The following is a 16,342-nucleotide window of genomic DNA, read 5'->3' on the forward strand; positions in this document are numbered from 1 at the left end:
ATTTTCTTTAACAAACCAACCGGTCGGTTTAAAGGTAGTGAAAAAATATGAAAACCAATAATCAACAATGAAAAGAGTAGAGAAATAAGTGATAAAATAAAAAAACAGACCTAGCTCAAAAGCTAGGTCTGTTTGTATATTAATAGTTACCGCTATCGGTATTTATATCTTTGTTACAATAATTAGTCACATAACAATAGTGTGAGAAGTAATTACTTGTGGATAAAAGCAGGAGATTCTTTAAATGTATCTACGTGGAATTTTTTCACCACTTTTTTGTCTTTTGTAATTGTAATGTACTTGTTCTGTGAATTTACATTGTATTTGTGATGTTCCATGATTACTAAGAAATCATTTTCATCTACCTCTTCTACTTTATAGCCAGTTTTCGTTTTGAACTCTGTTAAAAGTATGTTTTGGTAATAAATTCCCATCCATTTTTTATTGTGGGGTTTTAAAAGGATGTCATGATGAACATGATAAGTCTTCAGTTTAAGTTTATCACTATTCAACATTTGGAAATATTCTTTGTCGATATCAATCATGTACTCACCATCGAAAGCGATATCTTTTCCAGATTTTTTATCTTTCAAGTGTAGCCATGAATAGTAGTTGTTTTCAATCGTGTAACCATCTTCGATTGATTTAGCTTCTTTTGCAATAGAACTTGGAAGGTTTGCTTTTAGGCGGATTTCTTCATGATCTTCCACTTTATGGATGTAGTGGTTACCTAGAAGGAATTGTTCCATTTCAGAAAGATCAGAAGGAACTTCCTCAACGGTAGCAACGATTTCTTCTTCTTCCTCTTTTTCAACAATTTTTTTCTTGCCTTCAACGTCAATTACCTCAAACTCTTGTTTTTCATCACCAATAACGACGATGTCTTGAGGGCTGTAAGCAATAGAATCAACTTTTTTCTCTACAGCGGGGTATTCTGTAGGGGATCCTTTTTCAAGGGTTCCCATTTTAGCTGTTACATTTTCTACTCTATTATTAAAATAGCGGTAATCAATGAATTGAATGTGTCTTAGCCTTACTGAAGAAACTACTTCTTTGTTTTTTCGTACAGCAACATATCCATAGTCAGAAGGGTTACTTTTAAAAGTGACTACTTTATTTCTTCTAGTAATTGGATATTCTTTTTCGACGTCATTTATCATTGTAAGTAGCGAAAGATGATTGGCATCGTTGATATTGTCAACAAATGCATGATATTCACCATCTTTTTCTGAAATGAGCAAAACTCCATTCCAAGTATTATTATTAGCGAAAGCACTGAGTAAAAATATTCCTGTCGTGAGTAATAATAATCGAAAAGAGTTTAGCAAGGGCGAAATTCTCATAATTTTAGATTAAAGAAATACATTTATATTTATTAAAGTAATAGCTGCAAAAATAAGGGATTATTCTCGGTAGTAAAAATGTTCTTCTTGATGAAATATAGCTTTGTTGATTTTAAGTATAACTTTTTTCTTATTTTTTATCTCTAAAAGCTCTTTGTCGTTGCGAATTGAATAGTTTTGGGAACCGGTCGTTATCACTAACGTATTGTCATCTAACATTTTGAGTCGATACTCTTCGTCTGATTTTATGGCGGAAAGCTCATTTTTTTCATAGAAAATTCCAAGTAGTTTCTTATTGTAGGGCTTAATGAAAAGGTGATGTTGAAGAAGAAAGTCTTTGATTTTTTCTTTATTTTCATATTGTATATTGAAGTATTTATCATCGACTTCAAATATAGCTTCTCCGTCGAAGGCAAACCTTTCGTCTGTTGTTTTATGGCTTAAGTAAAGCCAGGAGTAGTGATCAGTAATGATTTCATATTCATCATCGAATTTTCTAGCATCATTTTTCACTTCAGTACTTACCTTAGCCGTTTTGGGAGCATAGATGGGGTACCTTGATTCATGGATGTACTTTTCAAATAACATATAGTTAGTAAAGAATACTTCTTCTTTTCTAACCTTTTTTGTTGTTACCTGATCTTGTCCTGAATATTGGATGTCCTCATCAAGGATAATTGTACTGGAAGCATAAACATACTTCTGTGATGTATCAATGACAGCATTAATTTTGTCAGGGTCACGTTCTTCTACCAAAGTAAAGCCTGTATTTAACTTTTCAGCTGGTAAAATATCACGAGGCTGTTCATTATCATCATCGTCGGAATCGTCAATAGTAGCATATCTTCTAGGAGTAAACTCATAACCAAGCTTTCTGTCTGTATTTTTCATAACAGACATTCTGGCATTGAGGTAATACTCTTTCGAAGGCATTGCTTCTGAAAGCCTGACCGATGACACGACAAAACCTAATTTTTTGACTAAGATAAAGCCTTCGGGTTCGTTTTTGGGGGATATGGCTATTCTCACGAGACGGCCATATTTCTTTACCTTGTGCGTAACTTTCTTTCCATCAATATTTGCAATAATTACTAAATCGTCAATGCTTTCGGTTTTGTCAATGAAAGCAGTGATTTCTTTATCCGTTTTGTGTGTTAATAACACTCCATCCCAGAATGGAGCGAGACTATCAGCATTTAAAGGTAAAGTGACAGCAAGTAGTAATAGTATTGATAGTAATGTAATATAACTTTTAGCGTATAAGATCATCATTTTTTTCCAATAATTAGGAGAGTTACCTATTTAACGGACAATCCATAACTATTATTTTAATGAAAACTTTTAAAATCAAATATAATTATATTTATGTGATATTGTTCATTTTAAAACAATACTTTTGGGTCAAGACTGCCAATAATTCTGTTAAATTATTGTAAGTAAATCCTAATGAAATTGTACACTATATTATTTATAATAACCTAAAATACACATTTATCACCGAGATTAGAAGCTTACGTAAGAAATTAGGGCGATACTCTTTTTCAAGAGTATCGCCCTAATTTGTTTCTAATCTATTGAAAGTAAGTGTTATGCTTCCTTTATGTCGTTTTTAAAGACTGGTTTGTCATCTGGATTCTGTCCAATAGCATTCGTTATAGTTGTTACGATTTCATCTACTGAAGCATCATTTGAGAACTGAATAGGATCTTTAATTTCTACTTTCAGTTTAGTACCTCTTTTTTTGAAGAAAAGACCTTTTTTGTCGAAGGCTCTTCTAAAACCATCAATAACAATAGGAACTACAACAGGATTATAGCTTTTAATGATATTACCTGTTCCTTTTCTTACTGGAGCATACGGGCTAGTTGTACCTTGTGGAAAAGTAACTAACCAACCTTGATCTAATGCTTTTTTGATTTTCAATGGAGCATTAATGTCTGCACCTCTTTTTACATCCTTTCCTTGTGCTCTCCAAGATCTCTTCACGGTAACGGCACCAGCCAATGAGAAAATCTTTGGTATGATACCACTTTGTTTCATTGTTTCTTCTGCTGCTACATAATAAGTATTCACTCGCGGATTCAACATATAAATAGGCAATGCTGCAACTCCTTTTTTAAAGCCCCATTTTGCACTGGCAAAAATATGGTAGAAGGAAATTACATCAGTGTAGTAAGTTTGATGATTTGATACAAACAATACATTGTTTTTTGGAAGATCCTTTAACTTCTCCATTCCTTTTACCTGCAAATTATTATGCAGTTTAAGACGTGGGTAAGTAAAAGCAGCCAATGTGCCAATGATCATTCTTTTTAGGAAAAGAATATTACCAAAGTTATCTCTTCTTATAAGTTGAAACTTCTTTTTATTAGGATTTATCTCTTTTGCTTCATTAAAAACATCTGTAATTTTTGTTCCCATCTCGTTACTCCCTTTATTCTTATCTTTCATGTTATATAAAATAATGACGTTTTACAGCTCAATTACGTAAATTAGTGCTAGTGATAATGTATGCAAGCATACTAAAATGTATCTTTCGAAAACTAGGTTTTATACAATTATACGAAAATATTAATGTTAAAACCGATGTTTTTTCATGACATTTGCCAACCTTAATGATGAATGTCGATTCTGGCTTAAATTAGAGAATAAATCATTCATTTATTTCTTTAAAAAAATCATAAGGAATGTTTATAGAAGACAAAAATAAGAAAAAAATAGCAGCAAGAAGCTTGTTTAAACTCTTTAAGGATTCTTATTCAATGTTTTAGTAGGTAAAAGCTTGTCTGTTATAAAAAATAGAGTTACATTTGCAGGCATTTCGAGGAAAAAACAATATCGAAGAGACAATGTACGCAATTGTAGAAATAGCAGGACAGCAATTCAAAGTAGAAGAAAATAAATATATCTATACTCATAAGTTAGACTCTGAAGAGGGTGCAGCTGTTGAGTTCGATAAAGTTCTTCTTGTTGATAACGCTGACAACGTATCAGTAGGAGCACCAACTGTAGAAGGTGCTAAAGTGACAGGTAAAGTACTTGGTCACGTGAAAGGCGAAAAAGTTATCGTCTTCAAAAAGAAGAGAAGAAAAGGATACAGAGTGAAGAACGGTCATAGACAACACTTCACAAAGGTTCTTATCGAAGGTATCTCTAACTAATTGATTTTAGAAATCGAATCCATAACGATAAAAAAACATGGCACACAAAAAAGGAGCGGGTAGCTCAAGAAACGGTAGAGAGTCGGAAAGTAAACGACTTGGTGTGAAAATTTTCGGTGGATCAGCAGCTAAAGCTGGTAATATCCTTGTTAGACAACGTGGAACTACACACCACCCAGGTCAAAACGTAGGAATGGGAAAAGATCACACTTTATTTGCACTAGTTGACGGAACTGTAGAGTTCAAAAAGAAGAGACTAGGAAGATCTTTCATCTCAGTAATCCCAACTGCTGAATAGTAAGTAGGTTTATTGCAGATTTAGAGGTTCAAACCTAATAGCATTAGGTTTGGACCTTTTTTTGTCAAAGTTCTTGAGGTAAAAGCAGTGAAATGAATTATTTTCAATCATTTTAGTGTTTTTTGCCGCTAAAAATTCTTTGATAAAAACTATTAGTGCATTTTAAATAAAACGTACCGCAAAGAGATAGAGCAAGCAGGACTCTTCTCTATGGTATAAATTGAAATGTTTTCAATTGATTTTGCGTTATTGTAGTAAGCTTCTCAAGCATTTTTTTCTAATTAATGTTACTGTACTATTTTAATAAGTAACATTTGATTTATTTTAGCGCAAATATTTCAGTATCTTTATAAGACCTATTAATATCTCAATCAGATAAAAGGGGAAAGTTTGAATGATTAATGATTGTGTAACAGTTTGGCGTGAATGCTTAAACATCATCAAAAATGAAATCTCTACACAGAGTTTTCACACGTGGTTTATGCCTATTAAACCCGTTAAACTGGAAAATAATGTTCTTACGATCGCAGTTCCAAGCCCTTTTTTCTATGAGTGGTTAGAAGAATACTATGTGCATGTATTGAAGAAAGCGATTGATGCTGTTTTAGGGCCCAATGGTAAATTAGAGTATTCAATTATGGTCTCAAGAAGACCTAAAAATGCACCTTTCACTGTTCAAAGAAGACAGCAACCTGCTCCAAATAATGCAGGAGGGTATGACCCGTATGGTAATAATTATAACCCATCGTATGGTCAACAAAATCCAGCACCTTCTAATCCTTCTCAAGGACAACAACAGTATAATAATACAGGAGGATATCCTCCTCAACAACCTTCAACTCCTTCACCAACACCTCAGTATCCTAAATCGCCTGTGAATCAAGAACCAGGTGTTCCTCCTTCACAGCAAGGAAACAGTAATTCTATTCCTCCATATACAAATCCGCCTTCACAACAACAAGACGCTACTTATGGTAGAAATAATGAAGGTAGAGGTGGAAGAGAAAATACTGAGAATCAAAATCCGTTTGGTAATGATGCTTTTGGAGCAAATTCACCAATTGATCCACATCAACAGAACTCCATGAGAGGGAATGATTCAGAACAGCCTGTGCCTTCTCAAAGTTGGAGAGAAACATCAAATCAGAATACAGCCTTTCCTAGTGAAAGTAAAAATGAGAATTTAGGTGGTACGCAAAGTAATCGCTATCAAAATCCTCCACAATATAGAAAGAGTCAATCACAACAATTGCCTCAATACAGATCTTCATCTACTCCGAAAAACAACCCTGAAGAACAAGCTCGTCCATACATGAATAATATGGGAGCAGAAAACCCTTCTGGTTTTGTTGATCATTTTAGAGTGCCAAATGCTCAAGAAAGTTCGTATAGAGATTCTTACCTGAATCCGACTTATACTTTTGAGACATTTATTGAAGGAGATTGTAACCGTTTGGCTAGATCTGCAAGTATTGCAATTGCACGTAGACCTGGCGAAACAGCATTCAACCCACTAGTAGTATATGGTGGTGTTGGGTTGGGTAAAACCCATCTTGCTCAAGCTGTTGGTAATGAAGTGAAAAGAAACGATCCAAGTAAGTTTGTGCTTTATGTTACTTCAGAACAATTTACTACACAGTTTATCGAAGCACTAAGAAATAATAATGTACAGCAGTTTACCAATTACTATTTACAAGTAGATGTATTGATTGTTGACGATATTCAATTCTTAGCAAAAAAAGAAAAAACACAGGAAAATTTCTTCCATATATTCAACCGTCTTCACCAAAACGGAAAGCAGATTATTATGACTACTGACCGTCCTCCAAGAAGTTTGGAAGGATTGACAGATCGTCTTTTATCTCGTTTTAAGTGGGGATTAACGGCAGATATACAAAAGCCTGACTTTGAAACCAGAATTGCTATTGTAAAGCAAAAGCTAATGGCAGAAGGGGTGAATGTACCAGATGATGTAGTTGAATATTTATCTTACAATATCGATTCAAACATTAGAGAATTGGAAGGTACGTTAGTATCTCTATTAGCGAATGCTTCTTTAATGCAAAAAGAAATTGATTTAGACATGGCCAAAAATGCCTTGTTGAATATTGTAAGAAATACAGAGAAGGAAATTACAATTGATTTTATTCAGCAAATCGTATCTGAATATTTCGGTATTTCAGTGGAAGAACTAAAATCTAAAACAAGAAAGAAAGATATCGCTCAAGCAAGACAAATTGCTATGTATTTTTCAAAGGAATATACAAAAGAACCTTTGAAAACGATTGGTAATCAGTTTGGAGGGCGTGATCATAGTACTGTAGTACATGCAAGTAAAGCAGTGACAAAACGAACAGCTTCAGATTCTCTTTACAATAGAATTTTAGAGGAGTTGTTAGATCAAATGAACATCAAAAGTAAAGGGTAACCCTTCTATCTAACCCTATTTTTTAGCATTGATAATCCTATTATTGAGTGAAAGACTTTAGATTATCAGACAATTTCAAGCTAGTTTTAACTCAACTACTAGCCTTATTATTTCTATTAGTAGGATTTTATTTTATAGATCTTACAAGAAAAAAATCATACGAAACCGATATTTGGCATGTCGTGGCAAGTGAGAGTGTTGCACTTGTAGAAATGCAACAACCTGAAGATTTACGATCTTATTTAGATTCTTCAGCCTTTATTGATGCCTTAAAGGATATTGAAGGTGGGCAAAAAGCCTTTAAAACCACCAACAAACTACTGACTCTTTTAGATTCAGCAATCCAAAACCCTTTTCTTGGAGTCAAAACACAAGTTTACCTTTCCATAAATGCAACCGGGAGTCAATCGTTCTCTCTGTCTGTTTACATCCCAATGGATGAAAGAATCTATTTGGATCCTTTTTCTCAGCTAACATCTTTACAAAACGAGACCTATATTCGAAAGTATAGAGGAGAGGATGTCCATGAATATAAATTGGAGGATGAATTATTATCTGTTGCCAAAATCCGTAATTTTCTTGTAGCGTCAACAGATGCTGTATGGATTGAGGAAGCCATCAGAAATAATGGAGAAAGGTTTAATGAAACGTATTACTTTGGTCTACTCAATCAAGAATTATCTCCTCAAAGTCATGTAGTAAAACTTCCTGATGGGTTGAAAATGTGGATTAGACCTTCATCTGTTGAACATTGGTTTGCAAGAATGACGGATTTAGGGACTAAAAATCCATTTAAATCTATTGCTGATTTCTCTAACGGAATGTTAGTGGAGGCTATTCAAGAAAAGGATAATGAATTATCAATTTTAAGTGCTAATCGAACGCATACATCAAGTTATTACCATAAAGTAGGACCTTCATTAACCAACGGTAAAACAGCGGCTTATCAATTTATGGTTGATGATGTTTCGTTTTATGAACAGTGTTATGTTGGAGATTTTACAAACTTTGTGGAATTAGCTTTTCGTTACGATAAAGATCGAAATATTTCTCAATCGAAAACCCTTTTAAAGCAATTTGAAAAAGAAGGTTTTGAAGTTTCTGATTTAGTAAAACAAATTAAATCTGATGTTTTTAAAGCTACAATCTTAAGTGTTGACGGAAGTCGATGGCAACATATTCTAGGTTTTGAATTAAAAGATCCCGTTGAATTTGATGTTGTTTTAGATAACCTTAGAAAAGACTATGAAGAGGAAAGTGATAAAAAAGTAAAGCTTATTGGTTTAAAAGGTTTTACGATTTATGGGTTTCCTAAAGGGAATTTATCAGGGGCGTTGGCAGGTTCAAACTATTTTGATAATCACTCCAATTCTTATGTATTGAGAGTCAATAATTATATGATTATGGGAGGTGATCTACCTACATTGTCAAAGTGGCTTACGGACTGGCTGTTGAAAAGAAGATGGACTACCCAGAAGCGTTATAATGCTTTGATTCATAAGCTTCAAAATAACGAAGCGAAATTATCTTATGTCTTAAATACAGAAAGTTCTTGGGTCGGGATTGTACATGCATTGTCACAAAGCTACGCATCTTTCATTGATCGTTATCGACAGTTGCTGTTAAGGATGAATTTTCAAGTGTGGTCATTAAGAGATCAAAAAATAGAAATAAGTGGTTTATTTAGTGGTCCGATAGGGGATGATCAACCTAAAGTAGCAAAGAAAATATTGTCTAAAGAAATGGGTGTGGCTTTAAGTAAACCTCCAATCGTAGTCAATAATATTTTGGGCGACGAAGAAGGATTTTTACTTATTGATCAGGAAAATATTGTTGAGGGATATAGCTTTAAAGGAGATACAATTTTCTATCATGAATTTGATTCTGTTATTAAAGCTACACCTGAATTAGTGTGGTCCATTAATTCAGATTTACCTTCTTTATTTTTAACCCAAAATAACCAAATTCTACAGATAGACAGGTCGGGTAAATACTTAGAAGGGTATCCAGTTAATTTGCCAATTTATTCTCAAATAGAGTTTACAAAATGGTTACCATGGCACCTGAGAGGAAGCACTGAACTAATTCAAGATATTGAAGGTCTAATTTTATCAGTAGACACATTGGGTAATATTTATGGAGTTGATCCAAAAGGTAATTACCAAGGAAATTGGACACCTCAGAAGACATTGGAACGTTTGGCATTAACACCACAAGTTTTCCAAGCTAATGGTAAAAATTATGTTGTGACACTCTCCCAAAAAGGAAAGCTGATTATTTTTACTGAAAAAGGAGAATATGCTAGAGGTTTCCCTATGCTGTTTAAAGAATCTGTTTCGCCTCAATTGTTTGTCACTGAAGATGCAAGTTTAGGGCAATCCAAAATAACATTTATCACAAGTATTGGTGACATCATTGAAGTAAACGGTAAGGGTGATGTATTAAGGCGTGATAAGCTAGGGGACAGAGCACATGGCCGTTCTTTTGACTTGTTGAAAGATGAGGCTAGAGGAAGAACATTTATGGTGATGGAGCAAATTTCGGGAACTATTAAATTGAGAGATAGTTCTGGTAAAGTGGTCTTTAATCAACGTTTTGATGAAAGAGGAAAAGCAATAGGTCAGTATTTTGATTTTGGTATTGACGCCGAGCTTATTTCAATTACTTTCCCTCAATCTGGAAAAACCTACCTCTATTATCTAAATGGGAAACGTTTTGTTGAGAAGGCATTTAGTAATGATAGAGCAGTAAAGATGTTTTATGATTCCGATATACAGCAATTTATTTTTATCACTTCACTAAAAAATAGGGTGAATTTATACACAATTGATCGAAGAAATTGATGGAAAAACTAAAATACTGTTAATCTATCCCTAAAGATCAATCATTTGTATATTTTTGTATCGTCGAGTAGTATTGACTCAAAAAAAAGACAAACAATGATTAAGAAGATATTAATTTTAGCTCTTGCTTCTGTGGCGGTTTTTTCTTGCAGCACAAAGAAGACTCGTACAAAAAAGGAAGCAAAGCAAATTGCTATGGGTACCGATGTACCTGATTTTACAGCTTATAATATTGAAACACTTCATTCAGAGGATGCGATACCTAAAAACCGTATGAAGGCTAAAGTCCAAATGCGATATAAAAATGGTAATGAACGCTACCCTAATGGAATTGATATCATTACTTTCTCAAAAGAAGATGGTACTGAGGAGTCTCACTTAGTGGCTGACAGTGCAATCTATACGGCTGATAGTACATTATATACTGTATATGGAAATGTAGTATTAGATGACTATAAGAAAGGACAAAAATTAGAAACAGATACTCTTCATTTTAATAAGGAATCTGGAGATATCTTTACAGAGGCTAAAGTAAAGATGACGACAGAATCTGAAATTATTTATGGTAGAGGATTAAAAGCGAATCAGAATAATCCTGAAGAATATGAAATCAGTGATATCGACGGTTATGCTGATGTCGACTAATAATCGATAAAAATATGATAAAAACAATAATGGTAGCACTTGGTGCTGCCTTTTTCATTATAGGGGTACACCAATCCTTTTATTATGGTATCGTTGCAAGTTATTGGCTATTTGCACTTGCAGGAATTTGCGTTTTGACACTTCAATTTCTTCAGAAGAAAGAAGAGGAACAACAGAAACAATCTGCTCCCACAAAGAAATCTAAACCTAACAACAAAAAGAAAAGCAAAAAAAGGAAATAGTTATTCCTTTACGGCTTATTAAATTACAATAACTAATGAAGATACTTATAAGAGAACTTAAGTTTTTTGCCTTTTTTGTAATAGGCTATATCCCATTTTTTTATGCAGTAATGTTCGTTATCAAAGAAGAACCTCAGTCTTCTTATTTTTTTCAAGGAATGATTGTGGCATTCATTGTAACCTATATTGTGAGATTTATCTTCATGATTATGAAAAGTATTAAATAGGTCACTCTTAGTATCAGTTTTGTCTTTTTGAATAAAAGAATACAAAAAATAATCTGACTTTATTTGCTTTCCTACCTCTAAGCTTTTAACTTCTAATAGTGAAATCAGAGAGCTCTGATACCGAATTATGATAGACTGTAATCCATGAATGGACTTTATATAGAATACTCTTGGTGGTGGATGTTTTTTAGTATTCTGCTTTGTGCAGGAGCAACCTATCTCCTTTATACCAAAAAACAAGTATGGACGGTAAACATCAACAGAATATTGATAGTATTACGTTTTTCAGCGTTAATGATTATCATGTTTTTGTTGCTTGACCCTATGTTTAAAAGTATTGAAAGGTACTTTGAGAAACCGATTGTCTCTTTTATTATTGATAATTCAGAGTCAATGACTGCCACCATCACTCAAGAAAAACTTAATGAATCGATTCAATCTATCAAAAGTGAAGCAGAGAAGCTTGAGGAAGAAGGGTACAAAACAAAATTTTATACTATTGATGGAAACCAATTGGAGGGTGGTGAATCACTCAATAATCTGTCCTTTGATCATAAGGTAACCAATATCAGTAAGTCTATTCAACGACTTGAGGAACTCAATGAACATGAAAATTTAGCGGCAATAACTTTAGTGTCTGATGGTATATTTAATCAGGGCTTTTCTCCCTTGTATTTGCCTTCCGTTGTACCAATTTATACAGTAGGTATTGGGGATACAATTCCTCAGATTGATCTTCAAGTCAAAGAGGTTTATACCAATAGAGTAGCTTACATGGGGAATAAGTTTCCTATTTTAGCAGAAATTGTCAATGAAGGTTTTGTAGGGAAAGAAGTAGAAGTTGAATTGACAAATAGAGGAAAAATACTTTCTCGAAAAAGATATCGAATTAATAATGAGAAAGGATTTGAACAAGTGGAGTTCATTGTTGATGCTAAGAAAAAAGGTTATCAGAAATTTACCGTGAATGTGAGAACATTGGATGGTGAATTTTCAAAAGAAAATAACTCAAAATCGGTCTATGTTGAAGTGATTGAAGGCAAGGAAAAGATATTATTGATTGCCAATGCTCCTCATCCTGATATTAAAGCAATCCGCTCCGCAGTAGAAAAAAATAAGAATTACGAGTTGCATATTTATATTCCTGGCTTAAAAATGAAGGATGGAAAAGGATATGACAACAAAGCAAAATATGATTTAGTAATCTTGCATCAGTTCCCGAATATTAAAAGAAACGCTGCTTTATTACTTGAAAAACTAAAGAAACAAGATATGCCGTTTTGGTATATCATCGGTGATAACACCAATATCAATACCTTTAATAAAATGAACCCCCTCTTAACGATTGAGGGTTACAGAGGGCAAAAAGATAAAGTAACTCCATCTTTTACCGACAACTTCACCTATTTCACTTTCCCTAAAGAAAAGAAAGATCTGATCCAGAAAATGTCACCTATTGAAGTGCCGTATGGTGAGTATAAGATAAACGCGGGTAAAGTATTAGTTAATCAGCAAATTGGAAGTGTGAAATCTACAAAACCATTGTTATTGATGGGTGAAGTAGGTGATGTGAAATCTGCTGTTTTTGTGGGTACAGGCTTATGGAAATGGCGATTGCAAGAAGGTTTATTACAGTCTGATGAAATGGCTGTTGATGATCTGATTGGTAAAGTGATTCAATATCTTTCTACTAAAACAGATAAGAGACGTTTTAGAGTCAATACCACCACAGCCGAATATTCTGACATAGAGGATGTAATCATTGAAACAGAAGTATACAATGATATTTATGAATCCATTTATGGACAAACTATTGATCTAACAATCACAGATGAAAAGGGCGAAAAAATGTCCTATACTTATTTAAACTCTTCACCTTATTTTAAGTATCATATTACTGATTTGGAAGAAGGGTCTTATAAATATGTAGCTTCAACTGTATTAGACGGAAAAAAAGAATACTCATCGGGGAATTTTGTGGTAAGAGCCATGGAGCTTGAAGCATTAAACCCGACCGCAAACTTTGCACTTTTACGGGGTGTTTCAGAAAAGACGGGAGGAAGTTTTTATGATAACGCTACTTTGGATCAATTATCGCAGCCTTTACTAAATAATAAAGCACCTCAAAGAATTCATTCTGAAGAGAAATATAAAGAATTGGGTTCTAACTATTGGATAATGAGTCTGTTATTCCTTCTGCTTATTTCAGAGTGGATATTAAGAAAGATGCATGGCGGTTTTTAGGATCTATTTTTAGAATTCTCCAAATCTTATTTTTTGTATTGATATTCATTCAAAAGAAAATTATTTAAAAACATTTGGTGTGAAAAATACATTAATTCAATAAGAAGGGTAGCTTTTCAAAAGTATTCGTTTACTTTTGTATCGTTATAGACATCTTTCATCGAGAAAAGATAAAACGCACTTTAGACATAAATACTAAGAGTAATAAGGCAATTGGAATCAGAACACATTACTTAAGGTTTTGATTGGGATTGTTGGTTTACTTGAGCACTAGAATTCTTTAATTCATTATGCACTTCAACACATTAACAACAAGAGAAAAAGCACTCAAAATAAACCTTGATTCATCGGTTTATGGTTCATTAGCAGAAATTGGAGCAGGGCAAGATGTCGCTGCAAACTTCTTCAAAGCCGGTGCTGCATCAGGTACTATTGCCAAAACCATATCGGCCTATGATATGTCGTTCTCTGACGCAATTTACGGACCTGAGCCAGGCGGACGTTATGTTTGCCAAAGTAGAGTTGAAAGAATGTTGAAAAAGGAGTTTCGTTTATTAGGAGAAAGACTTCCGAAACGAAAAGATGAAACAAGGTTCTTCGCTTTTGCTGATACAGTAGAACAACTAAACTTCAATAGAACAAACCAAGGGCACGGCTGGCTAGGAATTCGATTCCAAAACCGTCCTAATACAATTCCAAATGAAGTAGTATTACATGTGGAATTAAAAGATAACGATCCACTACTACAGCAAGAAACAATCGGTATTTTAGGCGTAAACCTAATTTATGCATGTTTTTATAAGACAGATGATGTTGATGAATTCTTAAGTTCATTGATGGATGGTTTGAACATCCATAAGATCATTGTCAATTACGTAAGAGTAAGTGGTCCAGACTTTTTGGATGTTGATAATAGATTATTGAGTTTATTGTTGGTGAAAAACGGACTGGCAAAGACTACAATGTTCGGCCCCGATGGTCAAGTAGCACTTCCTCAGGATTTCCTTTATAAGAAAAACATTTTGGTACTCAGAGGTCGTTTCAGACCAATTACCAAAGTCAATATTGATATGATGGAACGTTCTTTTGAACATTTTAAGAATGATCCAGAAGTAGATGAAAAAAATATTGTCACTGTTGCCGAGCTGACATTAGAAAACCTCAGAATCTCAGAAGACCGTAAGAAGGACGAAAATGATTTCTTGGATAGAGTAGATATGCTTTGTTCATTGGGTTATACCGTAATGATCTCTAAGTATCAAGAATACTACCGTTTGACCAACTACTTATCACGATTCACAAGAGGTAAGAAAATAGGTGTAGCTGTAGGTATGTATAACTTAGAATACATCTTCACACCAGAATACTATAATCATCTTAAAGGAGGTATTTTGGAAGCATTTGGTTTCTTATTCGGTAGAAATATCAAGCTTTATGTTTATCCTTCTCTTCAACGAGATTCTCTTGAATCAGATAAGTTGATGACAAGTAAATCGATTCATTTGGCCGACGAGCAAAAAGCATTATTCCAAGCTATGGTGGATAATGGTAAAATTGAAGATTTACAGGATTGCAATGTCAAAAACTTAAATATCATTTCAGATAAAGTTTTGGAATTGATCAAATCCGGAAGTGATGAATGGGAAGATATGGTTCCTCAAGTAGTGGTAGAGCACATCAAAGAAGATTGCCTTTTTGACTACCCTTGTAGTGTAGAACAAAAAGAAAAAATCGAGAAAGCAAGACAAGAATCAACTCGATCACGTCAAAGAAAGATTTTTGAAGATTCAGAATCTTAGTCATAAATTAAAATGTCACTTTCCCTTTTCGAAAAGTGACATTTTTTTATGCTGTCTTATTTCCCATAATAATAGGATTTTTTAAATCGCCCCCAACACCGTGAGTACTTTGACTAGCCGTTTTAATAATATATCTAGCTTCTCTGATACGCTGATGAACGGCTTCCCAAACAGAACTTTTACTTTCCGTAGAAGTTGGCTCATCCTCATAATAGGATTGAAAATCTTTTTGTTGATAGAAGATAGGGAAGAGCATTAAGTTGGTATTTTTACTGACTTGTTGTCTTCTTAAATAAGTAAAGGAGTGGCCTGAGTGCATCCATAAGTAATTTGTAAAGATATTTCTATCGTGGTTTTTATTACTCTCGGTTTTGATCACACAAACTTCAATTTGATAAGGCCTTTTCAATTTCTTATTCAATTCCCACTCTATATATTTTTTCATTGAAGCCGGTTTATCTCTTAAATCTACAGAGATTAACGTCAGTTGGAAAGTCACGTCCAATTCCTCTGGAAGTAAGGCATCCAGCATTGGAATCAAGTTTTCTTCCATTTCACCCAGGTCTTTCAAAAGGTAATTGTCAATGATCACCATTGAATTGTGAGGGTGACGGAAACGCTCTAATTGACTCCATTTTTCAAACCTTTTTACGGCTCCTCTGTCCTTAGTGACATTATAAAGAGACCAGTTAAACATAAATCCAGCCTTCGATTTGATACGTTCAGGATTAAGCGTTATCAAGCCATATTTTTTTTCAATGTCCTCACATTCTGTATTGCTCTTATCTAAAAAGAACATGGTTTGAGGCATTGTTTTTTGACTTACTTCATCTAGTTGGTCGAATGCTTCTTTTTCGCAACGAAGCGAAGAACCTCCAGAAGAAGCATTTTTTAGCATTTTCTTAATGTATGGATTAGTCTTACTCATCATAGAAAGCTGCGTAGGATCTACATCTAGTCTTAAGTCAGCTTGTTTGTTGAGGAAAGAGTAAAAATCCATCCATGATTTACTCCAATCCATATCATCCAATTGATCTTCTAATGAAGGTCTTTTTCGGAAGAAATCTGTCAGAGAATTTATATTTGCGTAAGTTGTTATGCGTTCCATAGTT

At 33.9% G+C, this 16,342-nt stretch carries 11 protein-coding genes and 2 pseudogenes; 9 read left to right on the top strand and 4 right to left on the bottom strand.

The genetic code is table 11. From position 1 onward, the window contains the following. Positions 1-212 precede the first annotated feature (212 nt). The 3 genes from IC221_RS20395 to IC221_RS20405 all read right to left on the bottom strand — a co-directional run bounded on the left by IC221_RS20395 (position 213) and on the right by IC221_RS20405 (position 3,794). On the bottom strand, positions 213-1,343 hold the full coding sequence (locus tag IC221_RS20395; RefSeq protein ID WP_188170732.1) for a hypothetical protein: 1,131 nt from the start codon (positions 1,341-1,343) through the stop codon (positions 213-215). Positions 1,344-1,403: 60 nt separating this feature from the next. Further along, a complete protein-coding gene (locus IC221_RS20400) occupies positions 1,404-2,615 on the bottom strand; it encodes a hypothetical protein (protein WP_188170733.1) in 1,212 nt (403 codons plus the stop codon). A 315-nt stretch (positions 2,616-2,930) separates the two neighbouring features. Beyond that, positions 2,931-3,794, bottom strand: coding sequence for a 1-acyl-sn-glycerol-3-phosphate acyltransferase (locus IC221_RS20405; protein ID WP_223241445.1), 864 nt, complete (start codon positions 3,792-3,794; stop codon positions 2,931-2,933). Between the two features lie 398 nt (positions 3,795-4,192). Here IC221_RS20405 and rplU point away from each other — a divergent pair, with 398 nt between their 5' ends. From rplU to IC221_RS20450, 9 genes and pseudogenes are all read left to right on the top strand, one after another. Beyond that, a complete protein-coding gene (gene rplU, locus IC221_RS20410; RefSeq protein ID WP_044201388.1) occupies positions 4,193-4,504 on the top strand; it encodes a 50S ribosomal protein L21 in 312 nt (103 codons plus the stop codon). Positions 4,505-4,541: 37 nt separating this feature from the next. After that, the gene (gene rpmA, locus IC221_RS20415) at positions 4,542-4,802 is read left to right on the top strand and encodes a 50S ribosomal protein L27 (RefSeq protein ID WP_044201390.1); all 261 of its coding nucleotides are present in this window, start codon (positions 4,542-4,544) and stop codon (positions 4,800-4,802) included. A gap of 394 nt (positions 4,803-5,196) precedes the next feature. Beyond that, positions 5,197-5,385, top strand: a pseudogene (locus tag IC221_RS20420) (DnaA N-terminal domain-containing protein); the annotation flags it as partial. Between the two features lie 669 nt (positions 5,386-6,054). Further along, positions 6,055-7,230: pseudogene (gene dnaA / locus IC221_RS20425) on the top strand (chromosomal replication initiator protein DnaA); the annotation flags it as partial. Between the two features lie 47 nt (positions 7,231-7,277). Further along, positions 7,278-10,073, top strand: a complete 2,796-nt coding sequence (locus IC221_RS20430; RefSeq protein ID WP_188170734.1) for a hypothetical protein — start codon at positions 7,278-7,280, stop codon at positions 10,071-10,073. Between the two features lie 96 nt (positions 10,074-10,169). Next, entirely contained in the window at positions 10,170-10,718 is a 549-nt protein-coding gene (gene lptC / locus IC221_RS20435; RefSeq protein ID WP_188170735.1) for an LPS export ABC transporter periplasmic protein LptC, read from the top strand. A 14-nt stretch (positions 10,719-10,732) separates the two neighbouring features. Beyond that, positions 10,733-10,960, top strand: coding sequence for a hypothetical protein (locus IC221_RS20440; protein WP_188170736.1), 228 nt, complete (start codon positions 10,733-10,735; stop codon positions 10,958-10,960). A 371-nt stretch (positions 10,961-11,331) separates the two neighbouring features. Next, a complete protein-coding gene (locus tag IC221_RS20445; RefSeq protein WP_188170737.1) occupies positions 11,332-13,431 on the top strand; it encodes a VWA domain-containing protein in 2,100 nt (699 codons plus the stop codon). Between the two features lie 290 nt (positions 13,432-13,721). Next, positions 13,722-15,230: a TonB-dependent receptor gene (locus IC221_RS20450; protein WP_188170738.1), complete on the top strand. Its 1,509-nt coding sequence runs from the start codon at positions 13,722-13,724 to the stop codon at positions 15,228-15,230. 46 nt (positions 15,231-15,276) lie between these two features. Here the strand turns inward: IC221_RS20450 and IC221_RS20455 are convergent, their stop codons facing one another. After that, on the bottom strand, positions 15,277-16,338 hold the full coding sequence (locus tag IC221_RS20455; RefSeq protein WP_188170739.1) for a hypothetical protein: 1,062 nt from the start codon (positions 16,336-16,338) through the stop codon (positions 15,277-15,279). Between the last annotated feature and the right edge of the window lie 4 nt (positions 16,339-16,342).

This window comes from Flammeovirga sp. EKP202 (assembly GCF_014534745.1).
Classification (GTDB): domain Bacteria; phylum Bacteroidota; class Bacteroidia; order Cytophagales; family Flammeovirgaceae; genus Flammeovirga.